This is a genomic window from Burkholderia thailandensis E264 (genome assembly GCF_000012365.1).
GTDB classification, from domain to species: Bacteria; Pseudomonadota; Gammaproteobacteria; order Burkholderiales; family Burkholderiaceae; genus Burkholderia; species Burkholderia thailandensis.
This window is the reverse complement of record NC_007651.1, coordinates 3089176-3105416: the sequence shown is the minus strand read 5'-3', so window position 1 is coordinate 3105416 and position 16241 is coordinate 3089176. Positions and strand designations below refer to the sequence as shown.

Annotated in this window: 11 protein-coding genes and 1 pseudogene; 10 read left to right on the top strand and 2 right to left on the bottom strand. The window is 63.5% G+C overall.

Annotation, left to right across the window (positions count from 1 at the left end; all coding sequences use genetic code 11):
* Positions 1 to 155: 155 nt before the first annotated feature.
* Both BTH_RS35915 and tssF read left to right on the top strand, forming a co-directional pair.
* A pseudogene (locus BTH_RS35915) lies at positions 156 to 347 on the top strand (transposase); the annotation flags it as partial.
* A gap of 701 nt (positions 348 to 1048) precedes the next feature.
* Positions 1049 to 2899, top strand: a complete 1851-nt coding sequence (gene tssF / locus BTH_RS26025) for a type VI secretion system baseplate subunit TssF (protein ID WP_009891794.1) — start codon at positions 1049 to 1051, stop codon at positions 2897 to 2899.
* 28 nt (positions 2900 to 2927) lie between these two features.
* Here tssF and BTH_RS26020 read toward each other — a convergent pair whose 3' ends face one another.
* Both BTH_RS26020 and BTH_RS26015 read right to left on the bottom strand, forming a co-directional pair.
* The gene (locus tag BTH_RS26020) at positions 2928 to 4355 is read right to left on the bottom strand and encodes a hypothetical protein (protein ID WP_009891792.1); all 1428 of its coding nucleotides are present in this window, start codon (positions 4353 to 4355) and stop codon (positions 2928 to 2930) included.
* A gap of 23 nt (positions 4356 to 4378) precedes the next feature.
* Positions 4379 to 4645: a PAAR domain-containing protein gene (locus BTH_RS26015; RefSeq protein ID WP_009891791.1), complete on the bottom strand. Its 267-nt coding sequence runs from the start codon at positions 4643 to 4645 to the stop codon at positions 4379 to 4381.
* Positions 4646 to 5170: 525 nt separating this feature from the next.
* On the opposite strand from BTH_RS26015, the gene BTH_RS26010 reads away from it, so the two are divergent.
* The 8 genes from BTH_RS26010 to BTH_RS32260 all read left to right on the top strand — a co-directional run bounded on the left by BTH_RS26010 (position 5171) and on the right by BTH_RS32260 (position 16180).
* Positions 5171 to 7969: a type VI secretion system Vgr family protein gene (locus BTH_RS26010; RefSeq protein WP_009891789.1), complete on the top strand. Its 2799-nt coding sequence runs from the start codon at positions 5171 to 5173 to the stop codon at positions 7967 to 7969.
* Between the two features lie 2 nt (positions 7970 to 7971).
* Entirely contained in the window at positions 7972 to 8805 is an 834-nt protein-coding gene (locus BTH_RS26005; protein ID WP_009891787.1) for a DUF4123 domain-containing protein, read from the top strand.
* A 136-nt stretch (positions 8806 to 8941) separates the two neighbouring features.
* Positions 8942 to 9499, top strand: a complete 558-nt coding sequence (locus BTH_RS26000) for a DUF3304 domain-containing protein (RefSeq protein ID WP_025404082.1) — start codon at positions 8942 to 8944, stop codon at positions 9497 to 9499.
* A 17-nt stretch (positions 9500 to 9516) separates the two neighbouring features.
* On the top strand, positions 9517 to 10095 hold the full coding sequence (locus BTH_RS25995) for a DUF3304 domain-containing protein (protein WP_009909777.1): 579 nt from the start codon (positions 9517 to 9519) through the stop codon (positions 10093 to 10095).
* Complete coding sequence (locus BTH_RS25990; RefSeq protein ID WP_011402457.1) at positions 10092 to 12500, top strand: T6SS phospholipase effector Tle1-like catalytic domain-containing protein; 2409 nt, start codon at positions 10092 to 10094, stop codon at positions 12498 to 12500. The genes BTH_RS25995 and BTH_RS25990 overlap by 4 nt, the downstream gene beginning before the upstream one ends.
* Positions 12501 to 12627: 127 nt before the next feature.
* Positions 12628 to 13185: a DUF3304 domain-containing protein gene (locus tag BTH_RS25985; protein ID WP_025404083.1), complete on the top strand. Its 558-nt coding sequence runs from the start codon at positions 12628 to 12630 to the stop codon at positions 13183 to 13185.
* Positions 13182 to 13781, top strand: coding sequence for a DUF3304 domain-containing protein (locus BTH_RS32265; RefSeq protein WP_011402455.1), 600 nt, complete (start codon positions 13182 to 13184; stop codon positions 13779 to 13781). The genes BTH_RS25985 and BTH_RS32265 overlap by 4 nt, the downstream gene beginning before the upstream one ends.
* Entirely contained in the window at positions 13778 to 16180 is a 2403-nt protein-coding gene (locus BTH_RS32260; RefSeq protein ID WP_011402454.1) for a T6SS phospholipase effector Tle1-like catalytic domain-containing protein, read from the top strand. The genes BTH_RS32265 and BTH_RS32260 overlap by 4 nt, the downstream gene beginning before the upstream one ends.
* The last annotated feature ends 61 nt before the right edge of the window (positions 16181 to 16241 follow it).

Sequence of the window (16241 nt, the reverse complement as noted above, 5' to 3'; positions counted from 1 at the left end):
GTCTGCCGACGATCTTGATCGAAACGCCGCGCGAGCAGTGCGGCAGGTTGAAGAATCCGGGTAAGCAAATAGCCGAAATTGAATGGCATCTGCAGGCTGAGCTGAAAGAGGACAAGGCATGCAAGGCGATCGCTGCGATACCGTGCGTTCGTCTGCTGACGGCGACTGCGGCAGTCGCAACGATGGGAGACGCGAATGTATTCAGGTCCGGGCGTGAGTTCGCGGCTTGGATCGGGTTGGTTCCGAGGCAGATAGGTTCGGGCGGTAAGGTGCGATTGCCGGGGATCGGCAAGAGAGGTGATACGCATCTGCGCAAGCTATTGATCCACGGAGCGCGCAGTGTGCTGTTCCGCTCGAAGGCGCACCATGCGAGCCGCAGCCCTCGGGCGGCGCGCATAGCGCGAGCGTCGGCGCGACGCTTGGTAACGGAAGCGACTCTCGTCGCTTCATCGAGTGCAAGTCCCACTGCATGTGACGTACGGCGACACGCGCGGCCCGCAATGGGGCGACGTTTGCCGGGCGAGCCAAGGCGATCGACGGCGTTTGCGGCCGCGCTGTCCGCTATCGCGCGCGGGTTGGGTTTTGCATCGGCGGCCGCCTGTCGTCAGCAGTCGTCGCGGCGGTCAGCGCGATCGCGGTGCTTCGCGCGGCGCGACCGGTGATGCGCGGATACGCGAAACAAAGGCGGCAGACGGGGCGGAAGCGAGAAGAGGGCGGGCGTTTCGTTGCGCGAGTGTCCCGCTGAAGGAAGGAGCGCTGTCGGGTCGTGCGTGGTCGCACAGTCTCGCGCCACCTTTGCCGTGGCGCGCGAAGGCCTCGATCGTCGCGGCTTGGCCGGCTGGCCGACGCGCGGGGCACCGCGTGGACTGCATCCGCATGTTCCGGTAAAGTGGGCCGTCGCCTCCGCCCCGGCTGATTGTCCGCGCAACGTTCGTCCATTCGGGAGCCGTGCATCGGCTCCGGCGGTTCGCGCGCTCACCCCACGCGCGGTCCGTCGTGGTGTCGGCAACGGCCGGCCGGCGTGCGACGGCACTTTCGAGAACCGCTGATGGATGAACTCCTCTCATACTACGAACGGGAACTGGCATTCCTGCGCCGCCATGTGCGCGATTTCGCCGAGCGCTATCCGAAGATCGCGAGCCGCATGCAGCTCGCGAGCGGCGCCGACGGCAGCAGCGAGGACCCTCAGGTCGAGCGGTTGTTCCAGTCGTTCGCGCTGACGGGCGCACGCGCGTCGCGGCATATCGACGACGACTACTCGGAATTCACGAGGGCATTCGTCGAGGTGCTGTATCCGCATTATCTGCGGGCGTTCCCGTCGTGCTCGATCGCGTCGTTCGACATCGACGCGAGCCGCGCCGCGCAGATGTCGGCGGCCGTCGTCGTGCCGCGCGGCACGCAGCTCTACAGCCGGCCCGTGAGGGGCGCGAAGCTGTTTTTCCGCACCGCGTACGACGTGACGCTATCGCCGCTGCAGTTGACGGCCGCGCGCTTTTACGCGATGCCGCAGGCGCCGCGTTCGTTCCGGCTGCCGCCGAACGCGAGCGCGCAACTCTCGCTTTCGTTCGCGATTCGCTCGCCGCACGCGAGCGCTGCCGAGCTGAAGCTCGACTCCGTTCGACTGTACGCGCGCGGCGAACCGCTGATGAGCGCCGCGCTGCGCGACGCGCTGGCGATTCACGGGCTGCGCGCCTATGTCGAGCCGGAGCACGGCGGGCGCTGGGTGGCGCTCGATCGCGTGCCGTTCGCGGCCGTCGGCGTGTCGCGCGAGGATAGCCTGATTCCTTGCCCGGAGAACGTGCATCCCGCGTATCCGCTGCTCACCGAGTATTTCGCGTTTCCCGAGAAATTCGGCTTCTTCGATTGCGATCTGCGCGAGGCCGGGCGTCTCGGCGGGCGGCGCTTCACGCTCCATCTGCTGTTGAAGGACATCCCGGCCGAGTCCGCGAAGGCGGGCGTGCTCGAAGCACTGAGCGCCGAGCATGTGCAGTTGGGGTGCACGCCGGTGGTCAATCTGTTCGAGACGACGGGCAAGCTCGGCCAGCAGCCGGGCGCGGCGTCCGGCGCGCACATGTATCCGCTCGTCGTCGACAAGCAGAATGCATACGCGTACGAAGTCTATTCGGTCGACGCGGTGGCGCAGGTTCAGGACACGCCGCAAGGCGAGCGCGTCACGACGTTCCCGTCGCTCCATTCTCTGTACCACGGCGGGCACGCGACGCGGGCGTCGCTGTACTGGCGCATGCAGCGCGATGCGCTGGTCGCGAGAAGCGAGCCGGGGCACGAACTGTCGCTCGGCTTTGTCGACGCCGCGCTCGATCCTGTCGCGGCGCCGGCCGGCCTCGACTTCAAGCTCACGTGCAGCAACCGCGATTTGCCGGAGCAATTGCCGCATGGCGCGCCGGGCGGCGATCTGATGATGGAGGGCGGCACGCTCGCGAGCCGGATCAGCCTGTTGCAGCGGCCGACGCGGCCGCTTCGCTTGCGCGAGGATCGTGGCGCGCTGTGGCGCCTCGTGTCGCAGTTGTCGTTGAATTCGCTGCTGCTCGCGGGCGGCGCCGGCGCCGTGCGCGACATGCTCAAGCTGCACGACGTGCAGGAGTCTGCCGCGACCGTGCGCCAGATCGCGGGCATCGTTGACGTGTCGCAGAAGCCCGTGACCGCATGGGTGTCCGAAAAACCGTTCGCGAGCGTCGTGCGGGGGCTCGAGATTCGCATCACGATCGACGAAGACTGCTTCGCGGGCACGGGCGTCCACACGTTCGCGCAACTGATGGATTGCCTGTTGAGCCGGTACGTCGCGCCGAACGGGTTCACGCAGCTCGTGCTCGTGTCGAGCCGAACGGGCGACGCGCTGTGCACGTGCGCACGTCGAGCGGGCGGCGGATTCCTGATCTAGTCGAGGGCGACGCGCAACCGGCGCTCGCTCACGCCGCGGCGGCGGCCAGGTCGGGTGCCGCCGCGGATGCGATCGGCGCGGGCGTGACGAGCATGACGCCGCGCGCAACCGGGTCGCCGATCGATGCCGCGAACGTCGGCTGCTGTTCCTCGGTCGCGCGCCAGCCGGCAACCGCGATCGCGCCGAGCGCGAGCGCTGCGCCGCTTTCGCCGTTCGCGACGCCGAGGTGGCGGCAGCGTTCGCGTGCACCGTCGGGCCAGGTCCGCTCGGTGGCGGCTGCGATTTCGGTGCGGCTGCCGCCGCGCTGGTCCGCATCGCTCACGAGCCCGCAGCCGGACAGCGCGAGATCGGGTGGGGCCGTCTGCGTGCGCGCGTCGGCGAGCAGTTGCACCAGCGTATCGGCGGGCGACTTGGCCGCCGCGCCGTCGGGTGCGGCAGAGCGGCCCGCGACGAGCCGGTGAACGCGCGGCGCATCCTCGGCGTCGGCTGCTGCGGGATGCGCGAGCAGCAGCGCGCATGCGCCTTCGCCCGGGATATGGCCGTCCGGCCGATTGTGTCCGTAGAGCCTGCCGGTATTGTCAAGCGTGTGCACGGTCGCGTCGCTCAGCAACGAGTCACAGGCGAGCACGACATGATTCGCGTTCGACGGCTCGCGATGAAGCGATACGATCAGCTCGTCGACGACCGTCCAAGCCTGCACCGGGTCCGCGATCATCCGCGTCTGCACGCGTTCGATGCCGGGCATCCAGCGCTCGCGTGCAACGTGTGCGTCGAGCCATGCGGCCAGCGCGCCCGCCGCCGGCTGCCAGCGCTCGGGCAGCAGCAGATGCAGCTTGAGCGGCTCGGCGGAGCGGGCCGCGTTGCCCGTCGCCATCACCGCGTGACGCTCGAGCAGTTCGTCCAGGACATCCGCGGCGAGCAGCAGCGCGCGCGCATGCTCATCGTTCAGCGCGGCGTCGCTGCCGGGCGGCAGCAGGGCTTCGTCGAAATGGTCGACCGAGACCGACGCCACGCCGCTTGCGAACACGCCCGTGCCGTCCGCGCGTCGGAGCGCCGGATGCAGCCCGACGGCGGTTTCCTCGCGCGCGGCGTCGTCGATTTCGGTCGTCGTCGCGCCGGCCGGGAGCCGCACGCTGCTGTCGAGCAGTGCGAGTGTCCACGCGAGTGTCGCGGCTTCATCCACGGCTCGCGCGGCGCTCGCGTGCGGCGCCGAGGGCGCGGCGGCCGGCGCCGCGCCCTCGGCGCCGGCCGCCGCTTCACGCAGCCGGCCGACGGCCCGGCGCCCCCAGGCCAGGCCCGCGGACAGCAGCGCCGGCAGCGCGATGCCGTACGTCAGCAGCTCCGTTCCGCTCGGCGGGTGATACGTCGCTTTCCAATACGCGATCGTCGCGATCCACACGACGACGAAGATCGCGGCCACGAAAGCCGTCTTGCTCAACCACGCACGCTGCTTCATCCGATTCCCCGTCGATGCTTCGGTCACGCCGTGTCGCCGCCCGTGCTCGACTGGCTCGCGATCAGCACCGCGCCGCACGCGGTGCGGTAGCCGTCGCGCGCGACGCCTTCGTTGTCGATGATCATCGTGTCGTCGCCTTCGACGATGTGGTTCGGTCCGTGAATCGGGCACGAGACTCGGTCGTTGCGTCGAGCGATGCCCTTGCCGTGGATCGCGGACGTCGCGGCCGCGGTCGTGACGGTGCCGCCGTGGCTATGCTTGTCGCCAAGGACGATGAACGGGCGTGCCATGCTTGTGGTCTCCTTGCTGGACGCTCGACGGGCATGCGTCGAGCGGGGCGAATTCAGCCCGCGCTCGGCGCGGGCGGGGCCGATTTTACCGGCTAATCGCCATTCGAGACGATAGCGGAATTTGGCTGGCGGAATATATTACCTATCAAGAAATAATTGCTGATTCGAATCGCACGTCGGCCCGATTGCGGCGGGCCGAAATATTTTCATTTCGAGATAGCGTGCGGGTACGCGTTTTCGCTCCGGTTTCGTATGGGTGTCCTATAGCCTAGCGTCGCGCCGTAATTTAAAATAGTGCGCGATAAATAGGGGACCTATCGTCTGGCAACCTTGGCGCCGAGGCGTGTCCCGATGATTCGGCAAGCCGAATCGAAGAATCGCGCGCAATCGGGGTTTGGCTACGCTGCATTATCGTGATCGTTCGAGAGTGATGTCGCGCAGCTCAGTGGTTTTATTCGTCGTCCCGTTTTCGTCGCAACGAGCCGTATTCAAAAAATAGTCGAACCCTGAGAGAGCGGGATTCTCATGAGCGTGGTCACGCAATTCACGTCGCTTTTCAGCGCTGCCAATTGTCTCTATTCCCTCGATGGGGCGGGCGAAATCGCGTCGCTGCAGATCGAGCGCTGGGTGGGGCGCGAGACGCTCTCCGACAATTTCCAGTGGGACGTCTACGCGCTCGCGACCGATCCCGGTCTCGATCTCGACGCGATGCTCGGCCAGCGCGTGACGATTCGCACCGCACTCGCGGACGGCACGAGCGCGGTGCGCAGCGGGCTCGTGGCGCAAGCCGAGTGCATCGGCTACGACGCCGGCCTCGCGCGGTACTACCTGCAGCTCGTGCCGTGGCTCGCCGCGCTCGCGCACGGGCGCGACGAGCGCACGTTCGTGCGGCAGGGCATCGCGGACGTGCTCGGCGCGGTGTTCGCGCCGTACGGCGCGATCGCCCGCTGGCGCTTCACGGCGGACGCGAACCAGCGTATCGCGGAGCTCGGCGCGCGCGACTACCGCGTGCAGTACCGGACCCACACGCATGTCGATTTCGTTCGGCACGTGCTCGCCGAAGCGGGGCTCGGCTTTTGCTTCGTCGAAGACGCGGAAGCGCCCGCCGGCCACGCGATGCTGATCTTCGACGACAGCGCGCAACTGCCCGAGGACGACACGTCCGCGCGCATGGGCGGCGTGCCGCAGCGGCTGAGCGGCACGGCGACGGAGCCGGACGACGCGATCGTCGGCATCGGGCAGTCGCTGTCGCTCACCGCGGATCGCGTCACGCTGATCAGCAGCGATTACCGCGGCAATCAGTCGACGACTGCGACGGCGAGCCTCGGCAGCCCGGCCGGATCGCGCGAACTGTACGACGACGTCGGGCCGGAGGCGTTCGACAGCCTGCGCGAAGCCGACGACGCCGCGCGCCGGCACGCGGACGCGATCATTTCCGCGGCGCGCTTCTGGACGGGCTACAGCACGTTGCGCACCGCGCGCGTCGGCCGCGCGCTGCGCATCGCGGGCGCGACGTGGCGCATGCCGCGCGGCGGCGCGCAGGCGCCCGACGCGTTCGTGCTGACGCGCGTCGATCAAATCGGCGTCAACAATCTGCCCGCGACCGTGATGGAACGCATCGAGCGCGGCCTCGGCCCGCTGCCGCTCGTGAATCTCGATGCGCGCGTGCTCGCGCAGGCGAAGGCGGGTGGCTATGCGAACCGGTTCGATGCCGTGCCGCGCGACCAGGCATGGCGCCCGACGCTGGAAGACGGCACCGGGCAGCGGCTGAACCCCGTGCCGACGGCGCTCGGCGCGCAGACGGCGATCGTCGTCGGGCCGCAGGGCGAGTCGCGGCCGGGCTCGACGGGCCCGGTGCACACCGATGCGCAGGGCAGACTGCGGCTGCGCTATCACTGGCAGGCGGACGGCGACACGGGCACCTATCCGACGCGCGCGATGCAGCGGCTCGCGAGCCAGGGCCATGGGCTGCAGCAGACACAGCGAATCGGCCACGAAGTGCTCGTGCAGTTCGTCAACGGCCTCGTGCACCGGCCGATCGTGCTCGGCGGGCTGTTCAACGGCCGAGGCGAGGGCGGCGAAGCGCCGACGCCCGGCGGCGAAGCGGGGCAGCCGCTCGACGAATCGATTTACACGCAGGCCGCCGATCATGTGGCGAGCGCGCAAGGCAATCTCGCGGGCGGCCATAGCCCCGCATGGCACGGCGCGGGCGGCGGCGCGAAGCGCCACAATCATGCGGGCGCGCTGTCCGGCTTCAAGAGCCAGGGGTTCGACGGGCAGGGCTACAACCAACTCGTCGCGGACGATACCGATCGCATGGGCCGCATGCAGATGGCGACGACGCACGCGGCGACCCAGCTCAACATCGGCCACCTGCGCCATCAGGCCGACAACTATCTCGGCAGTTTTCGCGGGCAAGGCGTCGAGCTGCGCTCGGACGCGTACGGCGCGCTGCGCGGCGCGCGCGGCGTGCTGATCTCCAGCTATGCGCCGACGGGGCCGTCGCAGCCGGCGGGCGACGCGTCGGCGCTGCAGTCGCTGCTCGCGCAACAGGCGACGCTCGCGAAGCTCCTCGACAAATCGGCCGATACGCACAAGACCTTGCCGTTCGCCGCGCAGCGCGGCGCGGAGCAGGCCGGGCAGTCCTCGATGAACGGCGACGCCGCGCCGCTCGACGCGCTCAGGAAGAGCTTCGCGACGACGGTCGGCGCAGACGGCTACGCGCAGGCGTCTGCCGAGGCGTCGAGCCGCTCGGCGGGCAATGCGCTGCCGCATACGGGCGACGCGGTGCTCGGGATCGAGGCGAAGGGCGGCCACGGTCTGCTGGCGGGCCAGTCACTGCAATGGACGGTGGGCGAGACGCTGACCGTCGGCAGCGGCAGCGACACGAATCTCGCGGTCAGTCGGACGCTGCGCATTCACAGCGGACAGGGCATCGGCTGGCTCGCCGGCGCGAACGGCGTGCAAGGCGTCGGCATGAGCGTGATCGCCGGCAAGGACGATCTGACGCTGCAGGCGCAGCATGACGTGATGGCGCTGCGCGCGCGCGACGATCTGAAGGTCGCGTCGATCGGCGCGGATGTCGAGATCGCGGCGAAGCAGACCGTGCGCCTCGCGGTCAGCGGCGGCGCGCATCTGACGATCGAAGGCGGCAACGTCACGTTCGGCTGCCCGGGCTCGCTCGTCGTCCACGCGGCGCAGCACACGTTCGTCGGGCCGGATCAACTGGCCCCCGCGCTGCCGCAGTTTCCCGAGAAAGTGTGCGTCGAGTGCCTGAAGCACGCGATGCAATCGGGCAGCGCCCTCGCGGGCAAGGCGATCTGAGCATGGCGACCGAGATCTTCGACTGGATCGATCCGTATCCGGCGGACACGCTGCCGCGTCTGCGGCAAGTGCTGGATGCGGCTTCGACGAACGGGCGCTGGTATGCGCTCGTCGACATGGGTTTCTCGCCGTCGCTGCGTGAAGCGCTCGCGGCGCTGAATCCGGATGGTGCGGTGGTTGCGCTTTACGAAGGCGTGTACGACGGCGACGGACTGCTCGAGATTTCGCCGTGCGTGACGCCGTTGCCCGACGACGCGGCGCATCGCGCCGACGTGTGCGCCGGCCTGCTGCGCGAGACCGACGGACGGCCGATGCTGAGCGTGCTGCGCGCGGCGCATGGCCTCGATGCGCTCGTCGCGCATTTGCGCGGGCAAATGGAGGCGCGCGCCGGCGACGATGAGGCATTTCTCGTGCGGCTCGCGGATACGCGCTGCGTGCCGGCGTGGGTGGACGTGCTTGCGCCCGCGCAGCGCGATCGTTTTTTTGCGGGCATCGACGCGTGGTGGCTGTTCGATCGCGCGGCATCGCTAGTCGAGCTCGATGTTGTGCCCGCCGGCAACGGAATCGCGGCGGGCGACGACGACGGCGAACCGTATCGCCTCGACGGCGACCAGATCGCGGCGCTCAGGCAGGCGTCGAAGATCGACACGCTGCTTTTTCACGTGCGGCAGCGGCCGGAAAGCTTCGGACGACTGACGGCGACGCCTTCGCAGGCCTACGCATGCGTGAGCGAAGCGTGGGCGAAGGAGGGCGTGTCGCCGTCGGCAGGCGCGCGGGCGGCGCTCGATGCGCTCGAGGCGGCGGGATGGCTCGTGCCTGCCGAAGTGTCGGCTTAGGCGGGGCGGGCGGATCATGACGTGCGGCGAAAGGTGGGGATGGCGTGGGACGGTGCCGTCGTCCATGCGATCCCGGATTCCGCGTTTGACGCTGATCGTGCTTGGGCGTCGGACGATGGAAACGATTGTTCGGTCGATGTGCTTGCTTGCGCTGCCGGGCAGTGTTGCGGCGTGCTCGCGTGCGATGAGCGATGTGTCGTCGCGGGCGGGCGGGAAAGGCGCGGCGGTGTCGCAGGCGGGCGACGACACGATGAGTCTGAAGCTGAATGCGTTGAACTACACGGATGTGCCGATCGGCGTGTTTTACGTAGACGGTACGTGGGGCAGTACTGTTCCGTCGCGTATAGGTAGCGGTGGAGGGCAAATTATCTGCTGCGTGTCTCTGCCAAGTAAGTGGCATCCCGGCCTGACTGTAACGTTGCGGTGGCAAGACGACACGCTGTACAAGAAGGACCCGGACGCGATGGCGAGCCGGGTGGTTTCCGTCAAGAAGTGCGACCATTTCTCCGACGGATTTCTATGGGTGGTGTTGTTCCCGAATGACAGGATCAAGGTGTACGCATCGCAATGGATGCCCGGATTTCCGGGGTTCCCGGAAGGGCTGCAGGCGCCGGATAGCGCGTGTCCGGATCACTTCACGTTGCTGAGCGACGATCCGCGCTGTCCCCATCCCGATAAGAGAATCAAGTCATGAATTTGCGCGTTGGCCCGATGAAGACCTTTATTAGATTGACCATATTTCTGATTGTATTTCTGGCTGGTGCCGGTTGCTCGCGCGCAATAGATCGGGCGCCCGCTCCTCTCGCCACGGAAGGCGAAGAGGTCGCACAGTCGGAAGGCGACACGATGAGTCTGAACTTGAATGCGCTTAACTATACGGAGATTCCAATAGGGAAATTCTATGTCAATGGCACTTGGGGGGGGAATGTCAGATCCCGCATAGGAAGCGGTGGGATTGGCATCCTTTGTTGCGTTTCGCTGCCCAAAAAATGGCACCCCGGATTGAATATAACAGTCGAGTGGCGAGACGATGAGATGTATAAAAATGATCCAAATTCATTGGCAAGTCGAGCGGTTCCTGTCGAAAAATATGAATACTTCTCGGATGGATTCCTCTGGGTATTATTTTTCCCAGGCGGGAAAATTAAGGCCTATGCATCGAAATGGATGCCGGGATTTCCAGGGTTTCCAGAAGGACTGCAAGCGCCAAATGTGGCCTGCCCGGGACATTTCACCTTATTAAACAGTGATCCGCGATGCCCCGCGCCCGATAAAAGGATCAAACCATGAGCTACCGTTTCGCATCCGCTGACCGATTCGATGCTAATTTCGTTACGAAAGACGAGCAGGACGCGATTTTGCGGAGGTTGCGTGAAGATGATGCTATGACTTGTTGTAAGACATTGCATATCGGAATTTTCTTCGATGGTACGCGTAACAATGCTGATCGTGATAGGAGCGCGCGAAAGGAAAGCAATGTGGCACGGCTTCACGCCGCGTTCCCAATAGATCAATATCACCAAGCGATTTACGTTGCTGGAGTCGGTACGCCTTTTGTTGAGCAGATTGGTGATTTCGGTGTTGGCCTACAGGCGGCCGCAGGGGCTGCGGCAGGTTGGGCGGGGGAAGGGCGAATTAACTGGGCGCTACTTTGGATTCACGATATTTTGCATGCGTATGTTCACGGTCAGACGTTAACGGCGGCGTTAGGAAAGAGCCACGAGGGACTCGTAAAGTCGATGAGCCTCGATATGAATTTTAAGGGCATCAACCTTGGCGGAACGTCGCCTAAGCCGGGAAGCATCGGCGATATCAAATTGCGTGCCAATTCTGGTGTGGGGGCGCTCAAGCTGATTGCTGCCGAACAGAATGGTGTCGAGCTGACTTGGGATTTAGATTCGAATTGGGCGCAGCTCAAAAACGAGTTGGATTCGTCGAAGTGGAATGAGGCAGTGCAAGAATGGGACACCAAGCGCCGCAAGGTATTGCTCGATCGTCGTGCCCAGTTAAAAGAGCGTATCGGTGATCTGCTGGTCAAGGGAAAACCGAAGCTGCAACGCATTCGGCTATACGTATTCGGATTTTCGCGCGGCGCAGCGGAGGCTCGCACTTTCTCGAACTGGCTTGCTGACGCGCTCGATCCCGATTTCAGTTTGTGCGGAGTGCCGGTTTCATACGATTTTCTCGGCATTTTTGATACGGTCGCATCGGTCGGTATCGCCCAGAGCGCCGCCGCAACGTTATTCGATGGACATGGAGGATGGGGGCGCAAGGAGTTGATGGCCGTGCCGCATTATGTGCGGCGTTGCGTGCACATGGTGGCGGCACATGAACCTCGTGGATCATTTCCGCTCGATCTTATCGATTGTTCGATGGACGGTCGTGAGGAGATTGTCTACCCGGGTGTTCACTCGGACGTCGGCGGCGGCTATGGGCCGGGCGAACAGGGGCGCGGTCGGGACGATACCGACAAACTTTCGCAAGTCCCGCTGCTTGATATGTACCGGGAAGCGCGTAAGGCAGGGGTGCCGTTGGATATCAACGGGCCGGGTATCGGCGCGGACGTCAGCGCTTCATTTAAGATTTCAGCAGGACTAAAGCAAGCTTTCGCCGCCTACGTAAAAAAAAGTGAGAACTATTATTACGAGAAAGATCACGGCACGCCGGGCCTAATGCGTTGCCATTACGGCTTGTATCTTCGGTGGCGCAAGATGCGGCTCAAGGACATGCATGCACAGCCAAGCTTCAAGGCTGCGCAGGCAGGCTATCCGCAAGATGCAGCGGATGTGGGCAGTGCGAACGCGGAGTTGAAGGAGGAGTGGGACGATCTGCTGGAGGTCGAGAAGGCTGGTGGCCCGACAATCACCCGATATGTAAAGAAGTTTGTTACGAAATGGGCCGGCGAGAATCCGAAAACGGCCGCCGTCGTCTCCACGTCTCTACTTCCGGCCGCGGTCGCTGCTGAAGTTTTTGTTCCGGGCGTTAGCGCTGCGACGGTTCTATTTGGCGACAAAGTGGTGAAACTGGTACAAGCCCAACTCATGGAGAAGTGGGAGCAGTGGCAACAAGTTCGCAGCGACTGGAACATGGGGCCGCCTGAACCTGCGATCAGCACGCTCTACGACAACTACGTGCACGACTCCCGCGCATGGTTCAAGCCGCTCGGCGACGATGACGACGTGTGGAACCATAAGCAGATTCAGGAACTCAAGACCAAGCAAGCTGGCTTTGAACGCTCCCATGCGGCCTGGAAAAAGCGTGTCGAAATGGGCATGCCGAGCCCGTTGCAGGTTACACAGGCAATGGGCGTAGGTTCCACAGGATTGGGGCCCGTCGGCGGGCTTCCGCCCGAACCCGAACCCCGCTCCCCACTCACCGCCCAGCAAGCCGATTTGCTCAAGCGCTACGACGCCGCGATGCAGTCCGCGAAGCAGGCGCGCGCCGCGAAGGACCCGAACGCGCCGACGGACAGCGCCGTGCTCACCGATCCGAAAGTGACGGGCGGCCTCGCGTTGCAAACCAGCGGCCGCGAGTTCTATTTCCTGTGGGGCTTCCTGCGCTGGCGAACCGTGTTCGTGAACGGCGTGCGCTGGGACCAGCCGCGCGTGCCGACAGTGCAAGAGGAAATGGAGGGCATGCGCATGCAGATGCAACGCCAGGTCGACATGAAGGGCATCGGCGTACTGTTCCAATGAGCGAGTCATGACGTGCGGCGAAAGGTGGGGATGGCGTGGGACGGTGCCGTCGTCCATGCGATCCCGGATTCCGCGTTTGACGCTGATCGTGCTTGGGCGTCGGACGATGGAAACGATTGTTCGGTCGATGTGCTTGCTTGCGCTGCCGGGCAGTGTTGCGGCGTGCTCGCGTGCGATGAGCGATGTGTCGTCGCGGGCGGGCGGGAAAGGCGCGGCGGTGTCGCAGGCGGGCGACGACACGATGAGTCTGAAGCTGAATGCGTTGAACTACACGGATGTGCCGATCGGCGTGTTTTACGTAGACGGTACGTGGGGCAGTACTGTTCCGTCGCGTATAGGTAGCGGTGGAGGGCAAATTATCTGCTGCGTGTCTCTGCCAAGTAAGTGGCATCCCGGCCTGACTGTAACGTTGCGGTGGCAAGACGACACGCTGTACAAGAAGGACCCGGACGCGATGGCGAGCCGGGTGGTTTCCGTCGAGAAGTGCGACCATTTCTCCGACGGATTTCTATGGGTGGTGTTGTTCCCGAATGACAGGATCAAGGTGTACGCATCGCAATGGATGCCCGGTTTTCCTGGGTTCCCGGAAGGGCTGCAGGCGCCGGATAGCGTGTGTCCGGAGCATTTCACGCGGCTGAACGACGGCCCACGCTGCCCTCATCCCGATAAGAGAATCAAGTCATGAATTTGCATTTCGGCTCGATGAAGATTTTTATCAGACTGGCGGTATTTCTGATGGTGTTTCTTGTGAGCACAGGTTGTTCGCGCGCGATAGATCATTCGTCCGAGAATGCCATCGCGGGAAATGAGTCGGTTGCGCAGTCGGGCGACGACATGATGAGTTTGAAGCTGGATGCGCTCAATTATACGGACATACCTGTTGGAACTTTTTACGTTGATGGCGTATGGGGTGGTAACGTGTTTTCCCGGATCGGAAGTGGTGGCGGGGGCATCACCTGCTGTGTGTCTTTGCCAAAAAAGTGGCATCCGGGGCTTAGTGTCACGGTGGAGTGGCGTAACGACGAGATGTATAAGAAAAACCCGGAATCGGTGGCTAGTAGAACTGTGCCAGTGGAAAAATACGGCGAATTTACGGGCGGATACCTGTGGGTTCTGTTCTTCCCGGGTGAAGGAATCAAGGTATATGCAACACCGTGGCTTCCGGGGGCTGCAGACTTTCCCGAGGGGCTGCAAGCGCCAAGTGAGGCATGTCCAGGAGATTTTACCTTGCTGAACAGTGATTCACGATGCAAGAATCCTGACAAAAGGATCAAGCCATGAATTTTCGCTTTGCTCCGGCCGAACGCCCCGACATAGGCGTTGTGACGAAAGAAGAAAAGGACGCGATTCTTCGGCGGCTTCATGACGACGATGGTATGAGTTGTTGTAAAACTCTTCACATCGGAATTTTCTTCGACGGTACGCGTAACAACGCGGAAAGGGACAAGTCAGGGCATAAGCACAGTAACGTGGCTCGCCTTCGGGACGCGTTTCCTCAAGATCGATATCACAAGTCCATTTACGTCGCTGGGGTAGGGACACCTTTCTCAAGCGAAATCGGTGATTATGGTATCGGACTTCAAGCCGTGGCTGGCGCATCTGCCGGATGGGCTGGCGAAGGACGTATTAACTGGGCCTTATTGCAAATCCATAATGCAGTGCACGAATGTGCTTTCCGTGTTGGTCTTAGTACCGCGCTCGGGGTGGACGACAAGAATTTGGTGAAGTTGATGAGCCTAGACATGAACTTCAAGGGCATCGACCTGGGTGGAAATGCTCCCCAACCTGGTAGTACAGGTGACATTAAATCGCGATCGAGCCCTGGCATCGGTGCGCTCAAGTTGATCGCGGCCGAACAGTACGGCGCGGAGTTGACGTGGGACAAGGATACGAACTGGTCCCAGTTAAAGGATGATCTGGATTCGTCGAAATGGGCGGCGGCTGTGCGGGCGTGGGACGGTAGACGCCGCAAGATTTTGGGCGATCGTCGTGCGCAGTTGAAGGCGCGGGTCGGCGACATGCTTGTTAAGGGCAAGCCGAGAATCCAGCGCATTCGCCTTTATGTGTTTGGATTTTCGCGGGGTGCAGCGGAAGCTCGCACGTTTTCGAATTGGCTTGTCGATGCACTCGAATCCGATTTCAGCCTGTGTGGTGTTCCCGTCTCGTACGATTTCCTTGGAATTTTCGATACTGTCGCGTCAGTCGGCATTGCGCAGAGCGCCGCCGCGACACTTTTCGATGGGCACGGCGGTTGGGCGCGTAAGGAATTAATGGCGGTGCCGCACTATGTCCGCCGCTGCGTGCATATGGTCGCTGCGCATGAGCCGCGCGGCTCGTTTCCGCTCGATCTGATCGACTGTTCGTTGGAAGGGCGAGAGGAAATTGTGTATCCCGGCGTTCACTCAGATGTGGGGGGTGGTTACGGACCAGCCGAGCAGGGACGAGGACGAGGCGATGCCGATAAGTTGTCGCAAGTTCCACTCGTTGACATGTATAGAGCGGCACGTATCGCCGGCGTACCGCTCGATATACAAGGACCGGGCATCACGTCGGAAGCGGCCGATGTATTTAAGATCTCCGCTGGACTCAAGCAAGCCTTTACTGCCTATGTCAAGGCAAGTGAGGGCTACTATTACGCGAAGGAGCATGGGACAGCGGGTTTGATGCGAGCTCATTATGGTTTGTATCTGCGCTGGCGCAGGATGCGTCTCAAGGATATGAGCTTGCAGCCGAGTTTCAAGGCTGCGCAGGCGAATTGTCCGCAAGACGCTATGGATATCGACAGTGCGAATAAGGAATTAAGGGCGGAATGGGAAGATCTGCTGGAGATTGAAAAGGAGGGAGGCCCGAGTGTGGCCCATTATGCAAAGAAGTTTGGAGCGAAAGTGGCTCGAGACAATCCTAAAATTGTCGCATCCGTCTCGGCCGTTCTTTTGCCGGGGGTCATCGTCTTCAGTACTCGTCCTGAAGTTATTTACGGGGTGAGAAAGGCCGGTGATCGCGTGACAGAACTAGTCCGCGCCCAGCTTCAAGAAAAATGGGAGCAATGGCAGCAAGTCCGCAGCGACTGGAACATGGGCCCGCCCGAAGCGCCGATCAGCGCGCTGTACGACAACTACATGCACGACTCGCGAGCATGGTTCAAGCCGCTCGGCGATGACGACGACGTCTGGAACTACAAGCAGATCCAGGAGCTGAAGTCGAAGCAAGCGAGCTTCGAGCGCGAGCACGCCGCATGGAGAAAACGCGCCGAAACGGGCGCGCCGGGGCCGTGGCAGATCGCGCAGGCGATGAGTGCGGGGGCGTCCGGACTCGGGCCGATCGCAATGCAGCCCGAACCCGAACCCCGCTCCCCGCTCACCGCCCAGCAAGCCGATTTGCTCAAGCGCTACGACGCCGCGATGCAGTCCGCGAAGCAGGCGCGCGCCGCGAAGGACCCGAACGCGCCGACGGACAGCGCCGTGCTCACCGATCCGAAAGTGACGGGCGGCCTCGCGTTGCAAACCAGCGGCCGCGAGTTCTATTTCCTGTGGGGCTTCCTGCGCTGGCGAACCGTGTTCGTGAACGGCGTGCGCTGGGACCAGCCGCGCGTGCCGACAGTGCAGGAGGAAATGGAGGGCATGCGCATGCAGATGCAACGCCAGGTCGACATGAAGGGCATCGGCGTACTGTTCCAATGAGCGAGCACGCAAGCGCGGCCGGCGATCGCGCACCGGCCGAAGCACGCGCAATGACGCGCAT